At 69.1% G+C, this 22,807-nt stretch carries 22 protein-coding genes and 1 tRNA gene; 14 read left to right on the top strand and 9 right to left on the bottom strand.

Going from position 1 to position 22,807, the window contains the following annotated elements:
• The first annotated feature begins 28 nt into the window (after nucleotides 1–28).
• Nucleotides 29–907 (top strand): DMT family transporter, encoded by an 879-nt coding sequence (locus N5079_RS12170; RefSeq protein WP_261583743.1) that lies wholly within the window; start codon nucleotides 29–31, stop codon nucleotides 905–907.
• Nucleotides 908–990: 83 nt separating this feature from the next.
• Here N5079_RS12170 and N5079_RS12165 read toward each other — a convergent pair whose 3' ends face one another.
• Complete coding sequence (locus N5079_RS12165) at nucleotides 991–1,149, bottom strand: hypothetical protein (RefSeq protein ID WP_261583742.1); 159 nt, start codon at nucleotides 1,147–1,149, stop codon at nucleotides 991–993.
• A 100-nt stretch (nucleotides 1,150–1,249) separates the two neighbouring features.
• Entirely contained in the window at nucleotides 1,250–1,606 is a 357-nt protein-coding gene (locus N5079_RS12160) for a MerR family transcriptional regulator (protein WP_261583741.1), read from the bottom strand.
• Between the two features lie 964 nt (nucleotides 1,607–2,570).
• Here N5079_RS12160 and N5079_RS12155 point away from each other — a divergent pair.
• Nucleotides 2,571–4,007 carry a DUF2079 domain-containing protein gene (locus N5079_RS12155; RefSeq protein ID WP_261583740.1) on the top strand — a complete coding sequence of 479 codons (1,437 nt, stop codon included), beginning with the start codon at nucleotides 2,571–2,573 and terminating at the stop codon, nucleotides 4,005–4,007.
• Here the strand turns inward: N5079_RS12155 and N5079_RS12150 are convergent.
• The 3 genes from N5079_RS12150 to N5079_RS12140 all read right to left on the bottom strand — a co-directional run bounded on the left by N5079_RS12150 (nucleotide 3,985) and on the right by N5079_RS12140 (nucleotide 6,643).
• Nucleotides 3,985–5,166 (bottom strand): FAD-dependent monooxygenase, encoded by a 1,182-nt coding sequence (locus N5079_RS12150; protein WP_261583739.1) that lies wholly within the window; start codon nucleotides 5,164–5,166, stop codon nucleotides 3,985–3,987. The genes N5079_RS12155 and N5079_RS12150 overlap by 23 nt on opposite strands.
• Nucleotides 5,167–5,300: 134 nt before the next feature.
• Nucleotides 5,301–5,894: a GNAT family N-acetyltransferase gene (locus N5079_RS12145; RefSeq protein ID WP_261583738.1), complete on the bottom strand. Its 594-nt coding sequence runs from the start codon at nucleotides 5,892–5,894 to the stop codon at nucleotides 5,301–5,303.
• Between the two features lie 167 nt (nucleotides 5,895–6,061).
• Nucleotides 6,062–6,643, bottom strand: a complete 582-nt coding sequence (locus tag N5079_RS12140; RefSeq protein ID WP_261583737.1) for a YdeI/OmpD-associated family protein — start codon at nucleotides 6,641–6,643, stop codon at nucleotides 6,062–6,064.
• 52 nt (nucleotides 6,644–6,695) lie between these two features.
• Between N5079_RS12140 and N5079_RS12135 the strand changes: the two genes are divergently transcribed.
• The 4 genes from N5079_RS12135 to N5079_RS12120 all read left to right on the top strand — a co-directional run bounded on the left by N5079_RS12135 (nucleotide 6,696) and on the right by N5079_RS12120 (nucleotide 11,493).
• Complete coding sequence (locus tag N5079_RS12135) at nucleotides 6,696–7,688, top strand: phosphotransferase family protein (RefSeq protein WP_261583736.1); 993 nt, start codon at nucleotides 6,696–6,698, stop codon at nucleotides 7,686–7,688.
• Nucleotides 7,689–8,894: an acyl-CoA dehydrogenase family protein gene (locus N5079_RS12130; RefSeq protein WP_261583735.1), complete on the top strand. Its 1,206-nt coding sequence runs from the start codon at nucleotides 7,689–7,691 to the stop codon at nucleotides 8,892–8,894. It begins immediately after the preceding gene.
• Nucleotides 8,895–8,996: 102 nt separating this feature from the next.
• Complete coding sequence (locus tag N5079_RS12125) at nucleotides 8,997–10,169, top strand: acyl-CoA dehydrogenase family protein (RefSeq protein WP_261583734.1); 1,173 nt, start codon at nucleotides 8,997–8,999, stop codon at nucleotides 10,167–10,169.
• Between the two features lie 106 nt (nucleotides 10,170–10,275).
• Nucleotides 10,276–11,493, top strand: a complete 1,218-nt coding sequence (locus N5079_RS12120) for an acyl-CoA dehydrogenase family protein (protein WP_261583733.1) — start codon at nucleotides 10,276–10,278, stop codon at nucleotides 11,491–11,493.
• Here the strand turns inward: N5079_RS12120 and N5079_RS12115 are convergent.
• On the bottom strand, nucleotides 11,456–12,067 hold the full coding sequence (locus tag N5079_RS12115; protein WP_315967819.1) for a TetR/AcrR family transcriptional regulator: 612 nt from the start codon (nucleotides 12,065–12,067) through the stop codon (nucleotides 11,456–11,458). The two genes, N5079_RS12120 and N5079_RS12115, sit on opposite strands and share 38 nt — an antisense overlap.
• A 203-nt stretch (nucleotides 12,068–12,270) precedes the next feature.
• On the opposite strand from N5079_RS12115, the gene N5079_RS12110 reads away from it, so the two are divergent.
• Nucleotides 12,271–13,032 carry an NERD domain-containing protein gene (locus N5079_RS12110; RefSeq protein ID WP_261583732.1) on the top strand — a complete coding sequence of 254 codons (762 nt, stop codon included), beginning with the start codon at nucleotides 12,271–12,273 and terminating at the stop codon, nucleotides 13,030–13,032.
• A 259-nt stretch (nucleotides 13,033–13,291) separates the two neighbouring features.
• On the opposite strand, the gene N5079_RS12105 is transcribed toward N5079_RS12110, so the two are convergent.
• Nucleotides 13,292–14,695 (bottom strand): vWA domain-containing protein, encoded by a 1,404-nt coding sequence (locus tag N5079_RS12105; protein ID WP_261583731.1) that lies wholly within the window; start codon nucleotides 14,693–14,695, stop codon nucleotides 13,292–13,294.
• On the bottom strand, nucleotides 14,692–15,540 hold the full coding sequence (locus N5079_RS12100; RefSeq protein WP_261583730.1) for an AAA family ATPase: 849 nt from the start codon (nucleotides 15,538–15,540) through the stop codon (nucleotides 14,692–14,694). Before N5079_RS12100 ends, N5079_RS12105 begins: the two co-directional genes overlap by 4 nt.
• A gap of 85 nt (nucleotides 15,541–15,625) precedes the next feature.
• On the opposite strand from N5079_RS12100, the gene N5079_RS12095 reads away from it, so the two are divergent.
• Nucleotides 15,626–15,702: transfer RNA gene (locus tag N5079_RS12095), tRNA-Lys, on the top strand.
• Nucleotides 15,703–15,970: 268 nt separating this feature from the next.
• Here N5079_RS12095 and N5079_RS12090 read toward each other — a convergent pair.
• Entirely contained in the window at nucleotides 15,971–16,783 is an 813-nt protein-coding gene (locus N5079_RS12090) for a DUF1707 domain-containing protein (RefSeq protein WP_261583763.1), read from the bottom strand.
• A gap of 319 nt (nucleotides 16,784–17,102) precedes the next feature.
• On the opposite strand from N5079_RS12090, the gene N5079_RS12085 reads away from it, so the two are divergent.
• The 6 genes from N5079_RS12085 (at nucleotide 17,103) to N5079_RS12060 (ending at nucleotide 22,804) form a co-directional block, all read left to right on the top strand.
• Entirely contained in the window at nucleotides 17,103–18,206 is a 1,104-nt protein-coding gene (locus tag N5079_RS12085) for an AAA family ATPase (RefSeq protein WP_261583729.1), read from the top strand.
• A 105-nt stretch (nucleotides 18,207–18,311) separates the two neighbouring features.
• The gene (locus N5079_RS12080; protein WP_261583728.1) at nucleotides 18,312–18,671 is read left to right on the top strand and encodes a DUF4276 family protein; all 360 of its coding nucleotides are present in this window, start codon (nucleotides 18,312–18,314) and stop codon (nucleotides 18,669–18,671) included.
• Between the two features lie 156 nt (nucleotides 18,672–18,827).
• Nucleotides 18,828–19,574, top strand: coding sequence for an SDR family NAD(P)-dependent oxidoreductase (locus N5079_RS12075; RefSeq protein ID WP_261583727.1), 747 nt, complete (start codon nucleotides 18,828–18,830; stop codon nucleotides 19,572–19,574).
• Between the two features lie 631 nt (nucleotides 19,575–20,205).
• Entirely contained in the window at nucleotides 20,206–21,189 is a 984-nt protein-coding gene (locus N5079_RS12070) for an ABC transporter substrate-binding protein (protein ID WP_261583726.1), read from the top strand.
• Entirely contained in the window at nucleotides 21,186–22,022 is an 837-nt protein-coding gene (locus tag N5079_RS12065; RefSeq protein WP_261583725.1) for an ABC transporter permease, read from the top strand. Before N5079_RS12070 ends, N5079_RS12065 begins: the two co-directional genes overlap by 4 nt.
• Nucleotides 22,019–22,804, top strand: coding sequence for an ABC transporter ATP-binding protein (locus N5079_RS12060; protein WP_261583724.1), 786 nt, complete (start codon nucleotides 22,019–22,021; stop codon nucleotides 22,802–22,804). Before N5079_RS12065 ends, N5079_RS12060 begins: the two co-directional genes overlap by 4 nt.
• The last annotated feature ends 3 nt before the right edge of the window (nucleotides 22,805–22,807 follow it).

The following is a 22,807-nucleotide window of genomic DNA, read 5'->3' as shown; positions in this document are numbered from 1 at the left end:
TCGACTCGCGACTCACCGGTCGGCGCCCATGATCTGGGTGGGAATCTCGATCGCCCTCGTCGGCGCCCTGGGATACGCGCTGGGCGCCGCCCTACAGCAGTTCGAGGCGGTCAGTGAGGGCGCCACGCTCAAGCTGGTGAAGCGGCCACGCTGGTGGATCGGCGGCGTCATCGGCTTCGCCGGGGCGTCCCTGCACGCGGTGGCGCTGAGCTTCGCGCCACTCGTCGTCGTGCAGCCGGTCAGCGTGGCGACGCTCGTCTTCGCCGTGCCGCTGTCCGCGCTGCTGCACGGCAGACGCCCGCACCGCGCCGAGATCCTCGGGTCGGTCGCGGTCGCGGCCGGGCTGCTGGGGCTGATGCTGCTGATCCCGGCGCGCAACGTGACCCCCGTGCTGTCGGACCGCTCCGCGCTGGGGCTCATCGGCTGCGTCGCTCTGATCGTCGCCGTGACGTTCACCATCGCGCGGTGGCTGCGAGGGCCGCTGAAGGCGCTGTCCATGGCGATCGGCGCGGGTTCGGTCACCGCCACGGTCTCCACGTTCGTGCGGGTCGTAGGAGGCGGGCTCGGCGGCGACCTCACCCGGCTGCTCCACTGGTTCACGCTCGCCGTCCCCGTGCTGCTGGTCTGCGCCGTGGTGCTGCTGCAGAAGTCGTACGCCGTGGGCTACTTCGGCATCGCCTACGCCGGAGTGCAGGTGGTGGACCCCATCACCTCGGTCACGGCGGGAGCCCTGCTGCTGGGCGAGTCGCTGCCCACGGGAGCGGAGAACGTCATCCCGGCCCTGCTCGCCGCCGCCGTGCTCATCGCCGGGACAATAACGCTCGGCCGCCTGACCCCCGACCATCTGCGCGCGGCTCCCGTCGCCGAGGAGGTCTCCGGCACGGCGGTCGAGGCCGCCCGCACCTGAAAGGCGCGCTTTATGGGGATTGCCGCCTTCTGACCGTTCAGGCGCTACCGACTTCCCTCGATACGCCTGCCGTCCACCTGGGATCACCGGCCTGTCACGGCCCGTGCTTCACAGGGGTAGATCAGCAGGCGGTCGGCGAGTCCGATTCGTCGGGTGCGTACCCAGCGCTTGGCATAGCGGTCGGGGGTGAACAGCCACAGGCGAGGGGCGGCAGGCAGCAGGTGCGCCAGCGCGATGAGCATCGCTCGGTCCCCAGAGCGCGTCACTGTACGACCTCAGCTCGCCCACCGCACTGGTGGCGCAGCGGCGGGCGCGCAGAGTTCTACCGGGCCGCTTCCATCGTCATCCTTGGGGCGTCGCGTTGCGCTGCAGTTCAGCGTTGATGCGCTGGGCCTCCGCGAGTTGGTCTTCCAGGATGAGGATGCGGCAGGCCGCTTCCAAGGCCGTGCCCTGGTCAACCAGTTCCCTGGCTCTGGCTGCGAGGCGGAGTTGGTAACGGGAATAGCGGCGGTGACCGCCTCCGGAGCGTTGCGGCTCGATCAGCTTGGCGATGCCCAGGCTGCGCAAGAACGCTGGTGTGACTCCGACCATTTCGGCGGCGCGGCCCATGCTGTAGGCGGGGTAGTCGTCATCGTCGAACTTGTCATCGGATCTGCCGGCCGACGTGGGGTCGGCCGCGGCTAGCTGCGCTCTATCCATAAACCCTTCCGGAATGCGGACAGGGGCCCCGGTGCCAGTTGCACCGGGGCCCGAAAGAGGTTCAACACCATCTACCGGCCATCTGGCCGACTTCCTTATTTCCGCGTCGACCACCCTGTGAGCGGGGACGCGGGGATCGCGAATGCGTGACCGGAGACCACCGTCCTATCCGTGGAACTGCGGTACCCGAGCGGCAAGAACACAGCCGGCAACGGGCGATCCTGATGGCGTTCAACTCCCTTCTCTTCTCTGAACATTTCGAACTGCACTTCATCTGCGACGACCTCAGGCCGTCTCGGCAGCGTGTCCACGGCCAGGACCCCTTGAAACTGCTCTGGCCCCGGCATGTCCGACCTTCTGCCATGCGCTACTTCAGTACATCCACCTTCATCTGGGCAGTTCGTCGTGATGCTGACGCTTCATGCTCTGCCCTTGTGGAACCGTTCCCTGTGATGTCAGAAACCCTAGCTTCATCAACCTCAAATGTCTACCTCAGCCGCAACAGATTTTCTCTCCTTGGGGGAGCAGGCCGCGGCCGGACAACCTGGGCACCCTCAAGGTCCTGCTCGACGCCCGGTCACCCACAACCTGCGGCAGGTTCAGCGCGTCTCCCAGCACTGCGCCTTCTTCCTGGTGGCCAAAGACGAGCCCGGGCGGGTCGTCGAGCAGGGCGCCGCGGAGCAGATCTGGGCGGATATTTGCCGCCGCTATGGCGACGTTCCATCCCCGTTTCCCCAGCCGCCTGGGGCGATCCGGGGTAGCGTCACCTCGGTTGGGGGATCGGCGATCACATGGGGGGATTCGCGTCCGTGAGCATGTTGGGGGCAAGACAGGACGCCGTGCCACACCGGCCGACGTGATGGCGGGGTTGAACGGTTTTCTCGGGACGCGCACGCGGACCCGCGCGCCTCTTGGGCCGGGCGTGGGACCGGTCTCGCCGAGGCGGTGGCCGGACCAGCATCTGGTGTCCGTCACGGCGCTCACCGTGGCGGCGACCGGCGTCTACGCGCTGCTCGGCCTGGTCCGCTTCGACCTCTATCGGGCGACCAGCCTCGACCTGACCCTCTTCGACCAGGCGGTCCGGGGCTTCGCCGCGTTGGGCGCGCCCACCAGCCCGATCAGGGGGATGGACCTGGGGCAGGGCATGGAGTTCAACCAGCTCGGCGAGCACTTCTCGCCCATCCTGGCGCTGCTCGCCCCGCTCTACTGGATCCACAACGGCCCCGAGACGCTCATCGTCGCCCAGGCGGTGCTGTTCGCGCTCGCCATCCCACCGCTGTGGCTGTTCACCCGCCGGGTGCTCGGCACCGCGCCGGCCTACCTGCTCGTCATCGCGTACGCCGTCTCCTGGCCGATCGCGCGGGCTGTGAACTTCGACTTCCACGAGGTCGCCTTCGCGCCGCTCCTGACAGCGGTGATGATCGAACGGTTCCACGCGGGCAGGCACGGCGCGACAGCGGTCGCCGCCTTCGGGCTCCTCCTGATCAAGGAGGACATGGGTCTCATGGTCGCTGGGTTCGGCTGCTTCGCCTTCCTGCGCGGGCGTCGCTTCGACGGGGTCATGTACGTCGTGGCCGGGCTCGTCTACACCGTCCTGGCACGGCAGGTGCTCATCCCCGCGGTCGGCGGCGATCCGGAGCTCTACTGGGCCTACGACCAGCTCGGGAAGACTGCGCCGGAGGTGCTCACCACGCTGGTCACCGACCCCCTCGGCGTGCTGAAGACGCTCGTCAGCCCACAAGTGAAGATCGACACGTGGATGTTCCTGCTCTGGCCGGCGCTGCTGACCTGCCTGTTCTCACCGCTGACGCTGATGGCGCTGCCGCAGTTCCTGGAGCGGATGCTCTCGGACCGGCCCGTGTGGTGGGTCACCGACTTCCACCACAGCGCCTTCACGGTGGCCGTCCTGCTGTGCGCGGGCGTCGACGGGACCGTACGGCTCACCGGATGGGTACGGCGGCGCCGTCCCGGCCTGGACGCGCGGACCGGCGCCCTGGTGTGGGCGGGCGGGGTGTTCGTCGTGGCGCTCACGCTCGTCCCGCGATTCCCGTTCGACCAGCTCATCCGCCCGGAGTTCTACGAGACCCACCCGGACGTGGTCGCGGCGGAGCAGGCGGTCAGGACGGTGCCGAGCGGGGTGGTGGTCGAAGCGGTCAACCACGTGGGCCCGCACCTGTCCGCCCGCACGACGGTGCTGCTCTGGTCGGACCGGCCTCCCGTGGCGCAGTGGATCGTCGCCGACACCAGCCGCATGGCCTTCCCCTGGGGCTCCACCGACCGGATGCGGCAGCGTGTGGACGAGCTGAAGGCGATGGGCTATCAGGCCGTCTTCGACCGCGAGGGCTACGTCGTCCTCTACCGGACCGACCCGCCGCCGGTCACGCCGGAGGGCGCCAGTTGAAGACCTCGTCGAACTGGCGGAACGCCACGTTGGGCCCGAGCTTCCCCGCCAGCGACATGGCACCGTCACGGGCGAACACGGCCAGTGGGTTGGTCCACAGGGTGAGCCGGCCGATCGCCCGCGACCGCCGGACGATCCGAGTCGTCCTGTCCCGCCTGGCCTCCGTGTAGGCGGCGAGGCCCGCCGTGAGGTGATCGCCACCGCCGGAGCCCGCATGGCTCGTACGGCCGGCGTGGTGGGCTTCGCCCACGTGGTGGGCGAGGACGACGGCGTCCTCGATGGCCTGGCAGGCGCCCTGGCCGAGGTGCGGCGTCATCGAGTGGGCGGCGTCCCCGAGCAGCGCCACCTTTCCTCTGTGGAAGGCGGGGAGAGGCGTGTCCATGGAGTAGATGTCGTGGCGGAGCACCGCGCCGGGATCGGCGGCGGCGAGCAGCGCCGGGATCGGCTCATGCCAGCGCCGGAACAGCCGCACCAGCTCCGCCTTCTCGTCACCGTTGACCTGGTCCGCGGGGACCACGGCGGTGGCGTAGCAGTACACCTGGTCGTCGGCCAGCGGCATCACGCCGAACACCAGGCCGCGGCCCCAGGTCTCGGAGGCCCGGACGGGCCCGGCCGCCGGAACGACGACGCGCCAGCTCGTCACACCCGCGTAGACCGGGTCCGGGTGATGGGGAAACAGCGCTTTCCTGACCGGCGACCGGATGCCGTCCGCCGCCACGACAAGGTCCGCGCCGACCGTGCCGCCGCTCGTGGTGACCCGGCCGCTGCCGGCGTCGACCGACTCCACCCGGGAGTCGAGGCGCAGCGCACCGGGCGAGAGCCGTGCGGACAGGAGATCGACCAGCGTCGAACGCAGGAGCAGCACGGTGGGGTCGCCGTAACGCGCCCGCGCGTCCTCGGCGCTTGTCCGGGAGATCCAACGGCCGTCGGGCCGCCGTATGCCCGCTTCGCCCTGTATGGCGGACAGCTCCCGCACCTGGTCGCCGACGCCGATCGTGTCCAGCGCCCGCAGCGCGTTGGGCGCGACGGCGAGCCCCGAGCCGACCGGCTCGATGGACGCCGCCTGCTCGAAGACGGTCACCGTCCAGCCCTCGCGCTCCAGGGCGACCGCCGCCGTCAGGCCGCCGATCCCCGCCCCGATCACCACCGCGTGCGCCATGCCGCCCGCCCCCTCCGCTCCGCCGTGATCATGCACAGGTTCCCCGGAATGCCCTCTGATCTGGCCTTCTCGCGTTCGTGATCATGCGTGAATTCCGGCGTCGGTCCGCTGACCTGCTCACTCCCGTTCCATGATCATGCAGGTCGGGGCCGGTCGGTCAGGCGGGCCCGGTGAGACGGCCACTCGTCGTCGAGGATCGAGTAGTAGGCGCTGTCCCGCCAGGTGCCGTCGGGACGGCGGTACTGCCGGCGCAGGGTGCCCTCCCTGACGCCGCCGATGCGTTCGATGGCCGCCTGCGACCGGAGGTTGAGGATGTCGGTCTTGAGCACCACACGGCTGAATCCGAGGGCGTGAAAGGCGTGGTCGAGCAGCAGCACCTTGCATTCCGTGTTGACGGCGGTTCGCCAATAGGCCCGGCCGTACCAGGTGGAGCCGATCTCGACGCTCGTGTCGAAACCGCCGACGTCCCAGAAGCCGGTCGAGCCGATGGCCCGGCCGGTCTCCCGCAGGATGACGGCGAACTGGACGGTCTCAGGCCGGCCCAGGAGGCCGGCGACCTGGCGCCGCAGGCCGGCCTCGGAGGCGGGCATGGGGGACGACCGCCAGCGCCAGACCTCCTCGTCACCGCCGCCCGCCGCGTAGAGGTCGGGCACGTGGTCGAGCGTGAGCGGCGCGAGCCGTACGGAATCGCCTTCGAGGACAACGGGGTCCGGCATCTTCGCGGTCATGCGCGATACCGTAGTGAGACGCGGCGGCACTTCGGGATAGCCACTTAACGCCGCTTTCCCCGCACCACTTTTCCCGCAGCGCTTCACAGAACCACCCTTCCGGCGCTCTTCGGGGCTTTCCCCGGCCACTCGGCCACACCGCTTCCCCGGCGGTCCCGGGCATGACGTCAGCGGGAGTTCCGGGTGAGGGAGGGGATGGTCCGGGCGTTGGCCGAGTCGTCGATCAGCTGGGCGAGGCGCCGGCGCCGGGTGTCCTCCCGCTTGGCGCTGACCACCCAATGGGTCGAGGCCCGGCGATACCAGGCGGGCCGGCTCTCAAACCACTCCCACGCGGCCGGGTTGGCCCGGAACTCGGCCTCGAACTCCTCGGGGAGCTCCGCCGGCTGACGCTGCTCGTGCGAGTAGACGGCCGAGCGGTCCTCGGCCCGGTTCTCGAACGCCTTGAGGCCTGCAGGCTGCATGAGCCCGGCCTCGGTGAGCTCTCCGACCTTGGCGATGTTGACCGCGCTCCAGATGCTCCGCGGCTTCCTGGGGGTGAAGCGGATCTTGTAGGAGTGCTCGTCCACGCTCTTGCGGACGCCGTCGATCCAGCCGAAGCACAGGGCCTGGTCGACGGACTCGGGCCAGGTGATACTCGGTTTGCGCGTGCCCTTCTTGTAGTAGCCGACCCACAGCTCGCTCTCGGTGACGTGGTTGGCCGAGAACCAGGCGCGCAGTTCGTCGGGGGTGGCGAAGAACGTCGGTTCCATGAGCCGAGGGTACCGTTCGACAGGCATACCGTCTGGTCGGTACGCTACGGACGTGAACGCTCATCCGCCCGGCCTCGACCTTGCCCGTCTCGCCGGCCACCTCCAGAGGGAGGGGCTCACCGAAGGGCCGCTCACCGCCGAGATGATCACGGGCGGCAAGTCGAACCTGACCTACGTCGTCCGAGACGGCTCTGGGCACTCTCAGGGCGCTGGGCAGTCGCCGGCACGACCTGGGACGTTCGTCGTGCGCAGGCCGCCGCTCGGGCACGTGCTGGCCACCGCGCACGACATGGGCCGGGAGTATCGCGTGATGAGCGCGCTCCAGGACACCCCCGTGCCGGTGCCCCGGACCTACCACCTCTGCCAGGACCCGGACGTCATCGGCGCGCCCTTCTACGTCATGGAATACGTGGAGGGCGACCAGCCGCCGCTCACTCCCCGGCTGGCGCACGGCCTGGTCGACGTGCTGGCCGCGCTGCACTCCATCGCGCCCGACGACGTCGGCCTCGGCGACTTCGGCAGGCCGGACGGCTTCCTGGAGCGACAGGTCGGCCGGTGGAAGCGCCAGCTCGACGCGTCGCGCAGCCGTGACGTCCCCGGGATCGACGACCTGTACGTACGGCTCTCGCAGGCGATCCCCGGCTCGGGCAAGGCGGCCATCGTCCACGGGGACTTCAAGCTCGGCAACACCCTGATCGACGGCGACGGCCGGGTGAGGGCCGTCCTCGACTGGGAGATGTCCACGCTCGGCGACCCGCTCACCGACTTCGCGCTGTTTCTGCTGTACGGCGAGTTCACCACGCTCGACAACGGAGCCCCCGGCGAGGTGCCCGACACCGGCGAGCTGGCCTCCCACTACGCCGAGGCGTCCGGCCGCGACCTGTCCCGGCTGGGCTGGTACGTCGGCCTCGCTTGTTTCAAGCTCGCGGTGATCGCCGAGGGCATCCACTTCCGCTACACCCAGGGGCTCACGGTCGGGGACGGCTTCGCCGAGATCGGCGAGCAGGTGGCCCCGCTGGTCGCCCGAGGTCTCAGGGAGGTCTGAATGAATTTCGCGTTCGACGACACCACGATCGAGCTTCAGGCGAAGCTGCGGGCCTTCATGGACGAGTGCGTCTATCCGGCCGAGCACGCCTTCGAGGAGCAGTCGGCCGCGAGCGGGTGGAGCCCGCCGCCCCTTCTGGAGGACCTGAAGGGCGAGGCGCGCAAGCGCGGCCTGTGGAACCTCTTCCTGCCAGGGGAGGAGGGCGCCGGGCTCACCAACCTGCAGTACGCGCCGCTCGCCGAGATCATGGGGAGATCGCCCGCCATCGCCCCGGCCGCGACGAACTGTGCCGCGCCCGACACCGGCAACATGGAGCTGCTCGCCCAGTTCGGCAGTGAGTGGCAGCGCAAGGAATACCTCGAACCGCTGCTGGGCGGCGAGATCCGGTCGGCCTTCGCGATGACCGAGCCCGACGTGGCCTCCTCGGACGCGACGAACATCTCGACGTCCATCACCAGGGACGGCGACGAGTACGTCATCAACGGCCGCAAGTGGTTCATCACCGGCGCGATGAACCCCAACTGCAAGATCTTCATCGTGATGGGGAAGACCAACCCGGACGCCCCGTCGCACCGCCAGCAGAGCATGATCCTCGTGCCGCGCGGCACCCCCGGGGTCACGGTCAGGCGCGGCATGAAGGTCCTCGGCTACGACGACGGCGACCACGGTGGCCACGCCGAGATCCTCTTCGAGGACGTGCGCGTGCCCGCCGACCATCTGATCGGCGAGGAGGGCGGCGGCTTCGCCATCGCCCAGGCCCGCCTCGGGCCGGGCCGCATCCACCACTGCATGCGGCTGATCGGCATGGCGGAGCGGGCCGTCGACATGATGTGCGAGCGCGCCCTGTCACGCAGCACGTTCGGCAAGCCGATCGCGCAGCAGGGCGTGGTGCAGGACTGGATCGCGGAATCCCGCGTGAAGATCGAGCAGCTCCGCCTGCTCGTCCTCAAGACGGCATGGCTGATGGACACGGCGGGCAACCGCGGCGCGCACGCCGAGATCCAGGCCATCAAGATCGCGACTCCGGTGACCGTCGAGTGGATCCTCGACAAGGCGATTCAGGTGCACGGCGCCGGAGGGCTCAGCCAGGACTTCCCACTCGCCGGCCTCTGGGTGGCCGCGCGGAGCCTGCGCTTCGCCGACGGCCCGGACGAGGTCCACAAGCGCTCCCTGGCCTACCGCGAGCTTAAGAAGCACATGTCCTGACAAGCCCGGTTCTCATGCCGGATCATGTCGTACGGCCCAGCCCTCGTGAGGCACAGAGCAGGCTCAGCGCGACCGCAGGCGACGACTTTGGGGTGATATTTCGTGGCATGGGATGAGGCGGCGGTAGAGGAGCGGGCCCGCGCGTTTCTGGCGGAGCACGATCCGGCGGAGATGGACCGGCTCGACTTCCTGCGCGCCCGGTTCGACGCGGGGCTCGCCTGGGTTCACTTCCCCGAGGGCCTCGGCGGCCTGGGGGCGCGGCGTGATCTCCAGCCCGTCGTGGAGCGGGAGCTGGCGGGCACGCCGGGCAACCGGCCGGGGCGCATCGCCATCGGCCTCGGCATGGCGGCGCCCACGATCCTCGCCTTCGGCACGGACGAGCAGCGGAAGCGGTTCCTGCGGCCGCTGTGGACGGGGGAGGAGGTCTGGTGCCAGCTCTTCAGCGAGCCGGGCGCCGGATCCGACCTCGCCACCCTCGCCACGCGGACCGTCAGGGACGGCGACGAGTGGATCGTCGACGGACAGAAGGTGTGGACGTCGGTCGCCCACTTCGCCCGCTGGGCGATCCTGGTCGCCCGCACCGACCCGGACGTCCCCAAGCACCGGGGGCTCACCTACTTCGTGTGCGACATGCGGGCGCCCGGTGTCGAGGTGCGCCCGCTTCGCCAGATCACCGGTGAGGCCGAGTTCAACGAGGTCTTCCTCACCGGCGTGCGCCTGCCGGACTCGCTGCGGCTCGGCGAGGTCGGCGACGGCTGGCGGGTCGCCCAGACCACGCTCATGAACGAGCGCGTGGCCATCGGCGGCACGCCCACCAAACGGGCGATGATCGACGTCGTCGCCGAGACCTGGCGCTCCCGGCCGGAGCTGCGCACGCATGCGCTGCACCAGCGGCTCCTCGGGCTCTGGGTCGACTCAGAGATCATGCGGCTCACCGCCGCGCGGCTGCGCGAACAACTCGCCGCCGGACATCCCGGGCCGGAGGGGTCGGGCATGAAGCTCGCCTTCGCCCGGCTCCACCAGGAGCTGTCCGGGCTGGAGGTGGAGTTGCTGCGCGAGGACGGCCTGGCCTACGACGACTGGACCTTCCGCCGCCCCGAGAGCGTCGACTTCCTCGGACGCGAGGCCGGCTATCGCTACTTGCGGGCCAAGGGGAACTCCATCGAGGGCGGCACCTCGGAGATCCTGCGCAACATCCTCGCCGAACGCGTCCTCGGGCTGCCGTCGGAGCCCCGTGCCGACAAGGATGTCCCCTGGAAGGACCTTCCCCGTTGACGGCCTCCTCCCCGCGAGGACGCCGCGCGGCGCCCCGCCGCGTTCTCTCCGCCGCCCGAAATCTCCACGGTCGAGGAGTTGTGATGAGTGAGGAAGTGGGAAGCCCGTGACTCTGCTCTATACCGAGGTCGAGGAGGAGTTGCGGGCGGCGGTCCGCGATCTGCTCGCCGACAAGAGCTCCTCGTCGGCGGTGCTGACCCGGGTCGACGGGGCCGCTTCGCCGGGCGGCATGCCGTACGACATGGATCTGTGGAAGGCGCTGGCTCGGGACATCGGCGTGGCCGGGTTGCTCGTTCCGGAGGAGCTGGGGGGAGCCGGGGCGTCGGCCCGCGAGGTCGCCGTGGTGCTGGAGGAGCTGGGCCGCGCGGTCGCTCCCGTACCGTTCCTGAGCAGCGCGGTCCTTGCCACGACAGCCCTGCTGGGCGCCGGGGACGGCGTCGCGGTCCGGGGTTTGCTGGAGCGGCTGGCGTCGGGGGAGACCACGGCGGCACTCGCGGTGTCGTTCGCCGCCTCGCCGTACCAGCCCCTGAGCCCGGCGGTGACGCTGGACCCGAGCCCGGAAGCGGCGCCGATGCCGGATGGGGCGGGTGCGGCCTCCACCGTGGCTCCGGTCTCGCCCATGACGCCCGGCGTGGACGGCACGGCGACGGGCCGGGTCACCGGTGTGGTCGGCGCGGAGGCCGCCGACGTGCTGCTCGTTCCGGTACGGCTCTCGCCCGGAGACGGCGTGGCCCTCTGCGCCGTGGACGTCTCGGCGGCGCAGGTCACGACCCTGCCATCGCTCGATCTCACGCGGCCTGTCGCGACGGTGTCGTTCTCCGGTGCCAGGGCGGAGGTCCTCGGAACCGTCGCCGGCGTCCGGGACGCTCTGCTGCTGGGCGCGGGACTGCTCGCGTCCGAGCAGCTCGGGGTGGCCGAGTGGTGCCTGAACACCACGGTGGCGTACGTCAATGAGCGCAAGCAGTTCGCCCGGCCCGTCGGCTCGTTCCAGGCGATCAAGCACCGGCTGGCCGACCTGTGGCTGGAGGTCGTCGGCGCCAGGGCCGCCGCCCGGAACGCCGCCGACCTCCTCGGGACAGACGCAGAGGTGGACAGTTCAAAGGTGGCCGTGGCGGTCGCGGTGGCGCAGGCGTACTGCGGGGCGGTAGCCGTACACGCCGCGGAGGAGTGCGTGCAGTTGCACGGCGGGATCGGGATGACCTGGGAGCACCCCGCGCATCTCTATCTCAAGCGGGCCAAGGCCGACGAGATCGCGCTGGGCACGCCGGGCGACCACCGCCAGGCCCTCACGGAGCCGGCCGACCTGCCGGGGCCAGTGAGCTGAGCAGGAGGTCGGCGAAGTGGCGGCCGACCTCGGGGCCGGAGAGCGGCCCGTCGGGGTGATACCAGGTGCCGAGGTGGTGGACCGAGCCGAAGAAGAAGTCGACCACCATCTCGGCGGGGATGTCGTCACGGAAGTCCCCGGCGCGCTGGCCCTCGATCACCAGGTCGCGGAAGCGCTCGTGGTAGCGGCGGCGCTCGGCCCGGACGTTCTTGTAGGTCTCGGGGGCGAGCTGGTGCATCGACCGGAAGAAGATCTTCGAGTCATCGAGGTTCTCGACCGTGGTGACCACGACGTCGGTCGCCGCGGCGTGCAGGCGCTCGGCGATCGGGCCCTCCGCGTCGGCGAACCGGGTCAGGCGTTCCATCTGCATGCGGAGCACGCGGCCGTAGATCTCATGGAGCAGATCATCTTTTGAGCCGAAATAGTGGTACATAGCGCCCTTGGTGACGCCGGCCGCCGCGACGATCTCCTGGACGGACGTGCTCTCGAAGCCCCGCTCGGCGAAAAGCCGGGTAGCCTCGGCGAGCAGGCGCTGCCGCACCGGCTCCTCCATGGTGGCTGCGCTGCGCGCCATCGTGACCTCCTTCTCGACTGTGCGACACCAGCATACCGACTGGTCGGTCAAGAGGGTCGGCGATGCGCGAGATTCCCCGGTACGGGTGGCGGAAATGCGCTACTTCCCTCACCTTAGGTGATCTGGGGTTCCCACTCGGGTATTCCGCGTATACCTTCGTGCGGTCGTTTCCTAGTGCCGGGTCCTAGTGTCGGGGAGTTGCGGTGCCCAGCGGGTCGATCTATGTGCCGCGTGACGAGAAGTTCACCGGGGCCTCGCCCCAGAACCTCTATGAAACGTTCTGGTTCGCCGGGCGGAAGAACCGGATCCGCGTCCGCGTGGCCCTCGCCGTGGCCGGGTTCGTGGTGGGGAACGCGCTCGCATACCGGTCCGGGGCGGCTGCCGCGTTCTTCGCCGGCCTGGCGCTCGGCGCGGCGGCGGGGCTCACCCATCTCCTGGTCGTCTGGCGTCTCCACGAGCGCACCGCCGTGTGGCGCGGCAGGCGCCGCGGCGAGGTCCTCACCGGACGGCTCCTCCGGCGCGGCCTGCGCCGGTACGGCTATCGCGTCATGGACGGCCGTGCCGTACCGGGCGAGGCGTCGATCGACCACCTCATCATCGGGCCGGGCGGGGTCTGGATCGTGGACAACGAGGCGTGGGCGCCGGACACCTACATCGCGCGGTACGGCGAGCGCCTCTTCTTCGACGAGAAGTTCGGCACCACGGTGGCCAAGGGGCTCATCGGGGCCGCCACGTCGATGGCGGACATGCTGAGCCGGGAGACCGGCATCCAGGTCACGATCTCCCCTGTGCTGGCCGTACACAGCGGCAAGATCGGGGCGCGCGGCGGGATGCTCACGGGTGAGGGCCTGACCGTCGCCTACCCGCGCAGGGTGGCCCGGTGGATCCGGTCGCAGCGGACCGCCGCCCTGACGGCCGACGAGATCGAGCTCCTGTCCCGCACCGCCGCCCGCATCCTCCGGTGATGCGCCGTGATCATGTGGTGATCATGCCGTGATTATGCCGTGATCATGCACAGGTTCCCGCGTACGGCCTGTCGTCTGCGCCAGCCATGATGATGATCATGCACACCTTCCCTGAGCGCGGCCGTTGCCTGCGCCATCCCTCATCGTGATCATGCGGAGATTCCCGCACAGCCCCCGCGGCCTGGCCACTTCTCGTTCGTGATCATGCGTGGCCGGTGGCCCGGGGGCTGTGGGCGCGACGGAGGTTCCAGAGGGCGAATCAGGCCAGGGTCTCGATGAACTCGGCGAGCTGGGCGACGTTGCGGCACTCGTACATCGGGACGACCGCGCCGTAGGCCATAGCGACGGAGTCGCCGGTGTCCCACTGCCGGCGCGGCTCGGGGTTGAGCCAGTAGGCGTGGCGGGCCTCTCCCGCCAGCCGCTTGAGCGTGTCGACGGCGGGCGCCTGATAGTTGGAACGTGCGTCGCCGAGGATCAGGAGCGAGGTCTTCGGGCCGATGGCGTCCGGGTAGCGCTCGGCGAACCTCTCGAAGACCTGGCCGTAGTTCGTGCGGCCGAACCGGATGATGTCGGCTTCCTTGGCCATCCGGCTGATCACGTCAAGGACGTCGGCCCCGGGGCTGAAGAGCTTGGTGATCTCGTCCACGACGTCGACGAACGCGAACGCCCGCACCTTGGTGAACTGCTCGCGGAGCGCGAACGTCAGCAGCAGCGTGAAGTGGGAGAACGTGGCGACCGAGTCGCTGGCGTCGCACAGCACGACCAGCTCGGGTTTGTGCGGGCGCTTCGGCCGGAGCCGGGTGGTGAGCGGTACGCCGCCCGTGGACAGCGACGCCCGGACCGTCCGGCGGAAGTCGAGCCGCCCACGATGTCCCAGCTTGTGCTTGATCGTGAGCCGGGTGGCAAGCCTGCGGGCGAGGGGATGGACCTCCCTGCGGAGCTGGGCGAGCTCGGCATGCGTGACCCGGAGGAAGTCGATCTTGTCGATGGGCGGCTTGACCGTCGTACGGGCGATCTTCTCGATGCCCGACTCCTCCGCGATCCTGCGTCTGACATCGGAAGCGACAGCCTCCTGAAACGCAGCGATATTTCGCCTTATCTGCTGGCGGGCCACCTTTTCGGGAAGGCCGCCGCGCGCCTCCAGCGTCCGATCGAGCAGCCTGGCCACCAGCGTGTCGGGGGAGAGCGCGCGCAGCACCGCGTACGAGAACCACGACTGCCGTCCGGCCGCCGCCTGGACCCGCCCGAACCGCCCCACCATGGCCCTGGCGAACTCCCGGAACGCCGGATCACCGGGGTCGCCCATGAGAAGCTCGGCGAGCCGGTCCCTCAGCTCGGGCAGCTCCGCGCGCTCCAGATCGATGCCGAGATTGCCCTTGTCCTCATCCGGGGCGGCGTCCTCGCGGGAGCCGTACGAGTCGTACGAGCCGGAGACGACGGGCGGGAACCACAGGTCGAAGAGCGCGTCGAAGCCGGGCCGATGCGTCCGCCGCTTCACCAGCGTCGCCGCGTACGCCTCCCGGAGCGTCTCGCGCTCGGCGAGGTCGATCACAGTCAGGGCGTTGGCCGCGTCGAGCCCCTCCGCGAGTGAGACCGGCAGCCCGGCCTGCCGCAGCGCGTGGATGAACCCGATGTGCCGGTCGACCAGCGATGGCGGCGTCATGACCGAGCGGGCAATCCGAGCTCTTTGGCGGCCCGGACCTGGTCGGAGTTGTGCTTGAGGACCACACCCAGGGTCTCGCCGATCGCCGCCTCGTCAAGCTCCGTACGGCCCAGCGCGAGCAGGGTGTGGGCCCAGTCGATGGTCTCGGCGATCGACGGCGACTTCTTCAGCTCCAGGCCGCGCAGCGTGGCGACCGTACGGGCGAGCTGCTCGGCGATGCTCCCCGGAAGGCCGGGGACCTGGGCGAGCACGATGTCCCGCTCGCGCTCCGGCGTCGGGTAGTCGAGGTGGAGGTAGAGGCAGCGTCGCTTGAGCGCCTCCGACAGCTCGCGGGTCGCGTTGGAGGTCAGCACGACGTACGGCTTGCGCGCCGCGCTGATGGTGCCCAGTTCGGGGATCGTGATCTGGTAGTCGGAGAGGATCTCCAGGAGCAGTCCCTCGACCTCGACATCGGCCTTGTCGGTCTCGTCGATGAGCAGCACGGTCGGCTCGTCGCTCCTGATCGCCTTCAGGAGAGGGCGCTCCAGCAGGAACTCCTCCGAGAAGATGTCGTCCCAGGCGTCGTCGTCGGCCTGGATGCGCAGAAGCTGCTTCTTGTAGTTCCACTCGTAGAGCGCCCGCGCCTCGTCGAGCCCCTCGTAGCACTGGAGCCGGATGAGGCGGGCGCCCGTGGCCTCCGCGACGGCCTTGGCGAGCTGGGTCTTTCCCACGCCCGCGGGCCCCTCGGTGAGCAACGGCTTGCCGAGCGCCCCGGCAAGGAACACCGATGTCGAGATGCCGTCGTCGGCAAGGTAGTCCACGGCGGTCAGCCGCTCCCGGACCTCGTCAGGCGAGGCGAACCACATCTGCGCTCCCAACCGTAGACCGAACGTTGTTCTAGCGTAGCCTGGTTTGACTGGTTCGGGCGGTGCGATAATCTCTAAGAGCTCTGCGCCGCTAGCTCAGTTGGTTAGAGCAGCTGACTCTTAATCAGCGGGTCCGGGGTTCGAGTCCCTGGCGGCGCACCACCAAGAAGCCCAGGTCATACGGTTGATCTGGGCTTTCTTCGTTCCGGGCGCCATGGGTCCCCGGCTCACGTGCTATGACTGCTCAGCGGCGTATTGTGAGTCCACAGAGCCACGAGTCAGGGAACGCAGGCGGAGGATCGGACCTGTTCGCCGGAGCCGGAAGCGGCTCGCCCACCCCTTGTCTGAGATCGTTTCGGTTCGTCCGCGATGCCATCGGCCTCCGCTCCGTGTCCGATCGCCGTTCATCGGCGGCCCGAATATGGGGCGGCTATTCGGAGTAGGAGGCGAAGCAATTCCCGTCGCTGGTCGACTGGTCGACGATGTTCCTGTCCACGATGATCGTGCAGGTTACGGGCGCCTTCTTCCCTTTCTTCTTTCCGCTCACGTAGTGGGCCTCGCTGGCGGAGACGGTGACGTCCGAGACGGAACCGGAGAAGGTATAGGTCGCCTCGTGAGGAAGCTTGACGGCCGCGGACGAACCTCCACCGGGGGTTGTGACGTCCGTCTGCCCGGCGACGGCCCCTCCGGCGCTCGAAATCTCCACCTCGACCGTGTGCTGAGCGTTCTGATGAATGACGGTCACACCCACGCCGACGAGGGCCACTGTGCCGATGACGGACGCGACGACGACACCGGTATGGCTCCGGGCGCGCGGTGCAGTGGGGAACGCCCCCGCTGGGTAGAGCTGGACAGATCTTCTGCGTGAGCCGGCCGCCACAATGGCGAGAATGATGGCCGGGATCCAGGTGAGTCCACCGGTGAAGAATCCGAGAATGAAACAGGCCCAAGCCGCTGCGCGCTGGCCACTGCCCGGATCGTTGGCGGCCACGAGGATCGGAGGCGCGAGGTAAACGCCGGGCGGCGGTGGCGCGGGAGACGGCACAGGCGGGGGTGTCGGGCTGATTTCCATCCCGGGGATGCGGGGCAGATCGGCGAAGATCTCATCGAGATCGCCCCATGTGATCGCGTACTCCACCGCGGCCACTCGGAGCGTCAGCTCGTCCTTGGACAGCCGCCCGACAGCGAAGTGCTCCCGCAATATCGCACAGGCCCGATCCCGCTCCATGTCCGCGACGCGCATCTGAGGGTTCACCAGAACTTCTCCACGCTGCTCGGGGCCTCGTCTCCGTGAACAACCTATCCAAGGAAAGCTTCAAAGGGCGCCGGCATATCTTTATCCGCCTATCGCTGATTCGCCGGCCGTCCCATTTACGACTCCCCGCCGCATGAAGAATGACCACACGCCGAGGCCGCGCCTGCCGGCAGATCAATACAGCCACGTTGAGCGTGCCGCTTCCCCTCGGACGGATCCGCGGATGAGCGCACCTCGACCGGCGTCGCCTGGGGGATCCCGGATGAGAGGACGGTGCGCGGGCGATGATCCAGGTTAAGCTGGGCACATGACCCGCCCAAGGCTGGAGGCCGTCCGTGTTGAGGGTTACACCTCAATTCGTTCGGCGCGGGTCGAGTTGCGTGACCTGAACGTTCTCGTCGGTGCGAACGGCGCGGGCAAGAGCAATCTCATCTCCGCTCTGGCCATGATGGGCCGTATCGTCGAAGGGCAACTCAATCTCTTCGTCGGCCAGGCAGGTGGAGGATCCGCTCTGCTGCACGGTGGACCCAAGGGCGCGCCCCGCATCACCCTGGGGCTCGATCTGGGATCGGAAGGCTACGAAGCGGTGCTCATCCCCGCTGCGGGCGATGAGCTGATCTTCGGCGAGGAGCGTGTACGGTTCCCCGGGCATGACCCCGCGGAGCGTCTCGATGTGTCGATTCTGGGCCGAGGGCACCGAGAAAGCCGGCTGGTCGACGTCTCTGAGCGGAACGGGATGGCGGACCCGGGGCGGATCGTGGACGTGCTGCGTGGCTGCCGTGTCTTCCACTTCCACGACACCAGTGGAAACGCCCCCGTCAAGCAGACGGGATACGCATCCGACAACGTCGCACTGCACCCTGACGCGGGCAATCTGGCAGCGGTCCTGCTCCGTCTTCGCGAGAGTCATACGTCGGCCTACCGGCGTATCGTGCGCACGATCCGGCAGGTGGCCCCCTTCTTCCGGGACTTCGTCCTGATCGAGGAGAACGACCGCCTTCGCCTTCGCTGGCGGCAAGAGGGCTCTGACGTCGTCTTTCCCGCCGATGCCCTGTCAGACGGCACGTTGCGTTTCATATGTCTGACGACGCTTCTGAGCCTGCCGGAGCTGCCCCACCTTGTGGTGCTGGACGAACCGGAGCTCGGTCTGCATCCCTACGCCATCGTGCAGTTGGCCGACATGCTTCGCGCGGCCAGCCATGACAGCCAGGTGCTGATCGCCACGCAGTCCGTGACCTTGATGAATCAATTCGAATTGAGTGACCTCATTGTCGTTGAGCGAGTAGACGGGGCATCGGTATTCGATCGACCCGATTCGGAGCGCCTTCAGGATTGGCTGGCCGACTACTCACTGGGGGAGCTCTGGGAGAAGAATCTGCTTGGTGGCAGGCCGCAAGCCGAGCACGGGTGACCTGAGTGCGCCTGCACATTCTCTGCGAGGGCCAAACCGAGGACACCATCGTCCGGGATGTGGTCGCCCCCTCGATCACGCTGTTGACGACCAAGGGTCGCCCATGTGGAGCGGGCCACGGGGCAAGCCATCGGAGACCGCAGGTTTCTTCCTCACTTTGTGCTGCACGAGATTGAAGCGTGGGTTCTCCTGGGCCATGAGGCGCTTGCGGACCTGGCAGGAGAGGCAGCGCTCGCCCGCGCCATGAGAACGATCGTCTCCGAGGCCGGCGGTGCCGAACTCGTCAACGACGGTGTGGCGACCGCGCCTTCCAAGCGCATGCTGGATCTTTACCCCAAGTATCGCAAGACCTCCGATGGCCCACTCGTGATCGCGGAAGTCGGTATCGACGCTATTCGCAGTGCTTGTCCTCATGCCAATAGCTGGTTCGAGGCGGTTCGCAAGGCTCTGGCGCAGGACCGATGACTGTGCGGCCAGCCAGAAGATGGCGACGCTGACAGTCGCCTCCGCCGTGGCCCAGGCTCCGGGGCCTCATCGGATCCTGTGTGAGATGGCACTTGCCGTGGGCGGCGCCGTACGACAGCCTGAAATGATCTAACAACACCATAAAGGGGGCACAACATGGAGCAGCGTCGTGTCGTGGTGTCGGGCGGAGGCACCGGGATCGGGCTCGCGACGGCGGAGGCCTTCGCGGCGGACGGCGACAGGGTGATCATCCTGGGCCGCCGCAGGGACGTGCTCAGCGAGGCGGCGGCCAAGCTGAACAGCGCCTACGACGGTGAGCTGGTGAGCTGGATCACCGCAGATCTGTCCGACCCAGAGCAGACCCAGTCGGCGGTGGAGGCTATCGCGGGGCAGCGCCCCGTCGATGTGATCGTGACCAACGCGGGCGGCAACGTCGCCTCCAGCCACGACGGCACTCTGGCCGGCATCGCCGACGCGTACCGGCGCAACTTCGAGGCGAACGTGCTCACCGCCGTGCTGCTGACCGAAGGGCTCCTGCCGCACCTCAACCGACCGGGCGGCCGGGTCGTCCACCTCTCGTCGATCGCGGCGCTCCGCGGCCCGGGCTCGTACGGCGGCTCCAAGGCCGCGATCCACGCCTACACCTTCGACCTGGCGCAGCAGCTCGGGGCCGAGGGAGTGACCGTGAACGCGGTGGCGCCGGGATTCGTGGCCGACACCGAATTCTTCGGCGACAGGGCGACACCGGAGTTCGTCCAGGCGCGGATCAAGCAGAGCCTCACCGGAAAGCCGGGCATGCCGTACGAGATCGCGGCGGCCATCAAGTACCTGGCCTCGCCTGAGGCCGCCTACATCACCGGTCAGATCCTCCACATCAACGGTGGTGCCATGCTGGGCCGCTGACGCCCAATCTCCCAATCGCCCAATAGTGGGCCGGGACCACACAGGCTCCGGCCCACGGGTTCCGTGCGGGGCCGCTCAGTGGACGCGCCGTTCCGGCAGAGCCGCGCCACCTCACGTCCCTGACGATGTCGCCCTGACGATGTCGAAATCGCCCGGACGATTCCGAAAGGTGCCTCCGCCCGCCTGGCGCTCCGCGCGGCGGTCGCTGACGTGCCTCTTTCGCGCCCACAGCGGCACCTGCGCGGGTGGTCCGACCCCCAGGCCTTCAGAGACGACTGGGATCGCGAGCCTCGCCTCGGTGGACACAGGCTTCACCGGCATGCCCGCCGGAGCCTCAAGAACGAGCGGCCAGAGGGCCCGCGCCCTCGACACTGAGATCCGGCAGCCCGCCGGGTGTGACCGCCGCCACGTTTGGGACTCGGTGCGACCTCATGGTTGACTCCTTCTATTCCTACTTGAAATACTGGGAATGTCCGAAACGCACTACCCCTGACGGCTCGGCGCGAGGTGATCCATGCACCTCAGCGGCTCTCGCCGCTCCTGATCGCGCCTCCACCCCTCCTCTTCCCGCCGTGTCCTCGATCGTGTTAGGGGCTTCAACGCCATGTCCAAATTCCGGCGTCGTGCACTTGTGGCACTCTCCCTCGTCGCCCTCTCCCTGGCCGCCGCCTGCGGCTCCTCGACCGACGCGGCGGGCGGGCGGGCCCCCGGCGGCGCGGTGCTCAAGCTGCAGGACCCCGGGAACTCCGGTCCGCTGGCGTACGCCAAGCGCGAGGGCATCCTCGAGAAGCGGCTGGCGTCCGTCGGCGCGTCCGTCGAGTGGGGCGGCAGCTACGCCTCGTTCACCGCCACGTTCGACGCCGTCCGCTCGAACTCCATCAACCTCCTTCAGGGCGCCATCTCTCCGGCGCTCGGCTACCTGGCGAACGGCAAGGACATCAAGATCTTCTCGGTGACGGATTCGGTCACCGACCCCGCCGCGCCCCAGACGGACGGGCTGGTCGTCCCGCCCACCAGTCCGATCAAGAGCGTCAAGGACCTGGTCGGCAAGCAGGTGGCGGTCAACAAGGGCGGCAAGGGGGAATACCTGCTGCTGCTCGCCCTCGTACAGGCCGGTGTGCCGGTGGACCAGGTCAAGCGGGTCTACCTCAACCCCGACCAGGCCGCCTCCGCCTTCGCCACGGGCAAGGTGGACGCCTGGTGGGCCATCGTCCGGGCCTATCCGGAAGTCGTGGCGAAGGGCGCCCGCGTCCTGGTGCACGGCCGTGACCTGCCGGACCGCGACCTCACCATCTACGCGGCGCGCACCGACCTGCTGCAGCAGCACCCCGACGCGGTCCGCGTCTTCCTCCAGGTGCTTCAGGAGCTGACCGAGCAGTCGAAGAAGGAGCCGGAGAAGTTCCAGAACGTCTTCCTGTCCCAGGGCCCGACGGCCGTCTCGGGCCCCCGCCTCGAGGTGGAGATCGCCAAGACGAGGACCGCCGCCATCCCGCGTCCCATCACTCAGGCCGACTACGCGTACATCTCCGACGTGGCGGGCGTGTTCCGCAAGTACGGCGTGCTGTCCGTCGACGTGAACCCGGCCGACGTCGCCTTCGACCTGCAGAAGTCATGACGCTCCAAGCGGTGCGGCCGGACGCCGTCGGGCTGGAGCCACCCGAATACCTCGGCTCGGCGGGAAGGTCCCGGGCGCTGTCCATCGGGCTACGGTTCGTCGTCCCCTTCCTGCTGCTGGCCGTGTGGTGGTACGGATCGAGCAGCGGCCGCATCCCGGCCGATGTGCTGGCGTCTCCCGGCGCGGTCGTCGGAGCGCTGCGCGAGCTGATCGCGACCGGCCAGCTCGGAGATTTCCTGCTGGCCTCGGGCCGGCGTGCCGGGCTGGGCGTGTTGGTGGGGGCGGGCGCCGGGTTGCTGCTCGGCGTGGCCTCGGGGCTGTCGGCGCTCGGCGAGGAGCTGATCGACCCGGTGATGCAGATGAAGCGGGCCGTCCCGTTCCTGGCGCTGGTCCCGCTGTTCATCTCGTGGTTCGGCGTCGGCGAGACCTTCAAGATCGTGCTGATCGCGGTCGCGGCCACCGCCCCGATGTACGCCTACACCTACCTGGGAGTCCGGGGAGTCGACCGGAAGGTCGTGGAGGCGGCACGCGGGTTCGGGCTCACCGGGATCCGGCTCGCGGTCGCGGTGGTCCTGCCCAGCGCCCTGCCGAACATCCTGATGGCCCTGCGCATCTGCCTGTCGGTCTCGCTCACCGGCCTGATCGCCGCCGAGCAGATCGGCGCGACCGAAGGGATCGGATATCTCGTCACGCTGGCCCAGCAGTACTACCGGAGCGACTACATGGTGCTGTGCATCGCGATCTACGCGCTGCTCGGCCTGACCTTCGACCTGCTCATCCGGGGCGTTGAACGGCTGGCCATGCCGTGGCACGGACACGTGGCGGCGCGATGAACGACACCCGAACCGAAGCGGTGGAAGACTCCGCGCCGAACGCGGGCACGCCCGATCTCAATGTGAACGGTCCGACGGTGAACGGTCTGGCGGTGAGCATCCGCGGTCTCCGCAAGTCGTTCGGCCCCAAGAGTGTGCTCGCGGGGATCGACCTGGACATCGAGCGGGGCGAGTTCCTCGCGCTGCTCGGGCCCAGCGGCACCGGGAAGACCACGCTGCTCCGCATCCTGGCTGGGCTGGAGCGTCAGGACGAGGGAACCGTGCTGGTTCCCCCTCGGCGTACCACCGTCTACCAGGAGCCGAGGCTGGTGCAGGCGCGGCGGGTGCTGGCGAACGTCACACTCGGGCTGCCGCGCTCGGCGCGCGCCGCCGCGCTGCGCGCGCTCGCCGAGGTCGGCCTGGAGGGGTACGGCAGGGCCTGGCCCGCGACGCTGTCGGGCGGGGAGGCGCAGCGGGTCGCGCTCGCGCGGGCGCTCGTGCGCGACCCGGAGGTGCTGCTGCTCGACGAGCCGTTCGCGGCCCTCGACGCGCTGACCCGGCTGCAGATGCAGGAGCTCGTCGCCGAGCTGTGCGCCCGGCACCGCCCCGCCGTCGTGCTCGTCACCCACGACGTCGAGGAGGCCGTACGGCTCGCCGACCGGGTCCTCGTCCTCCGCGACGGGGAGTTCGTGGTCGACGAGCGCATCGACCTGCCCTCTCCGCGTGACCGCAACGATCCCGCCTTCGTGGCCTACCGGCGCCTGTTCCTCTCCCGGCTCGGCGTGGCCGCCGCCGCCCACTGATCA

Origin of the sequence: Planotetraspora sp. A-T 1434, from assembly GCF_025420585.1 — a bacterium.
In the GTDB taxonomy this organism is placed as follows: domain Bacteria; phylum Actinomycetota; class Actinomycetes; order Streptosporangiales; family Streptosporangiaceae; genus JAOEGB01.
Note: the sequence above shows the minus strand (reverse complement) of the source record. Positions and strands in the feature narration are given on the sequence as shown.

Excerpts from the sequence above, each read along its gene's own strand:
- N5079_RS12170 (WP_261583743.1), top strand. The coding sequence starts at position 29 with ATGATCTGGGTGGGAATCTCGATCGCCCTCGTCGGCGCCCTGGGATAC.
- N5079_RS12165 (WP_261583742.1), bottom strand. The coding sequence starts at position 1,149 with ATGCTCATCGCGCTGGCGCACCTGCTGCCTGCCGCCCCTCGCCTGTGG.
- N5079_RS12160 (WP_261583741.1), bottom strand. The coding sequence starts at position 1,606 with ATGGATAGAGCGCAGCTAGCCGCGGCCGACCCCACGTCGGCCGGCAGA.
- N5079_RS12150 (WP_261583739.1), bottom strand. The coding sequence starts at position 5,166 with ATGGCGCACGCGGTGGTGATCGGGGCGGGGATCGGCGGCCTGACGGCG.
- N5079_RS12145 (WP_261583738.1), bottom strand. The coding sequence starts at position 5,894 with ATGACCGCGAAGATGCCGGACCCCGTTGTCCTCGAAGGCGATTCCGTA.
- N5079_RS12140 (WP_261583737.1), bottom strand. The coding sequence starts at position 6,643 with ATGGAACCGACGTTCTTCGCCACCCCCGACGAACTGCGCGCCTGGTTC.
- N5079_RS12130 (WP_261583735.1), top strand. The coding sequence starts at position 7,689 with ATGAATTTCGCGTTCGACGACACCACGATCGAGCTTCAGGCGAAGCTG.
- N5079_RS12115 (WP_315967819.1), bottom strand. The coding sequence starts at position 12,067 with ATGGCGCGCAGCGCAGCCACCATGGAGGAGCCGGTGCGGCAGCGCCTG.
- N5079_RS12105 (WP_261583731.1), bottom strand. The coding sequence starts at position 14,695 with ATGACGCCGCCATCGCTGGTCGACCGGCACATCGGGTTCATCCACGCG.
- N5079_RS12100 (WP_261583730.1), bottom strand. The coding sequence starts at position 15,540 with ATGTGGTTCGCCTCGCCTGACGAGGTCCGGGAGCGGCTGACCGCCGTG.
- N5079_RS12090 (WP_261583763.1), bottom strand. The coding sequence starts at position 16,783 with ATGCGCGTCGCGGACATGGAGCGGGATCGGGCCTGTGCGATATTGCGG.
- N5079_RS12085 (WP_261583729.1), top strand. The coding sequence starts at position 17,103 with ATGACCCGCCCAAGGCTGGAGGCCGTCCGTGTTGAGGGTTACACCTCA.
- N5079_RS12075 (WP_261583727.1), top strand. The coding sequence starts at position 18,828 with ATGGAGCAGCGTCGTGTCGTGGTGTCGGGCGGAGGCACCGGGATCGGG.
- N5079_RS12065 (WP_261583725.1), top strand. The coding sequence starts at position 21,186 with ATGACGCTCCAAGCGGTGCGGCCGGACGCCGTCGGGCTGGAGCCACCC.
- N5079_RS12060 (WP_261583724.1), top strand. The coding sequence starts at position 22,019 with ATGAACGACACCCGAACCGAAGCGGTGGAAGACTCCGCGCCGAACGCG.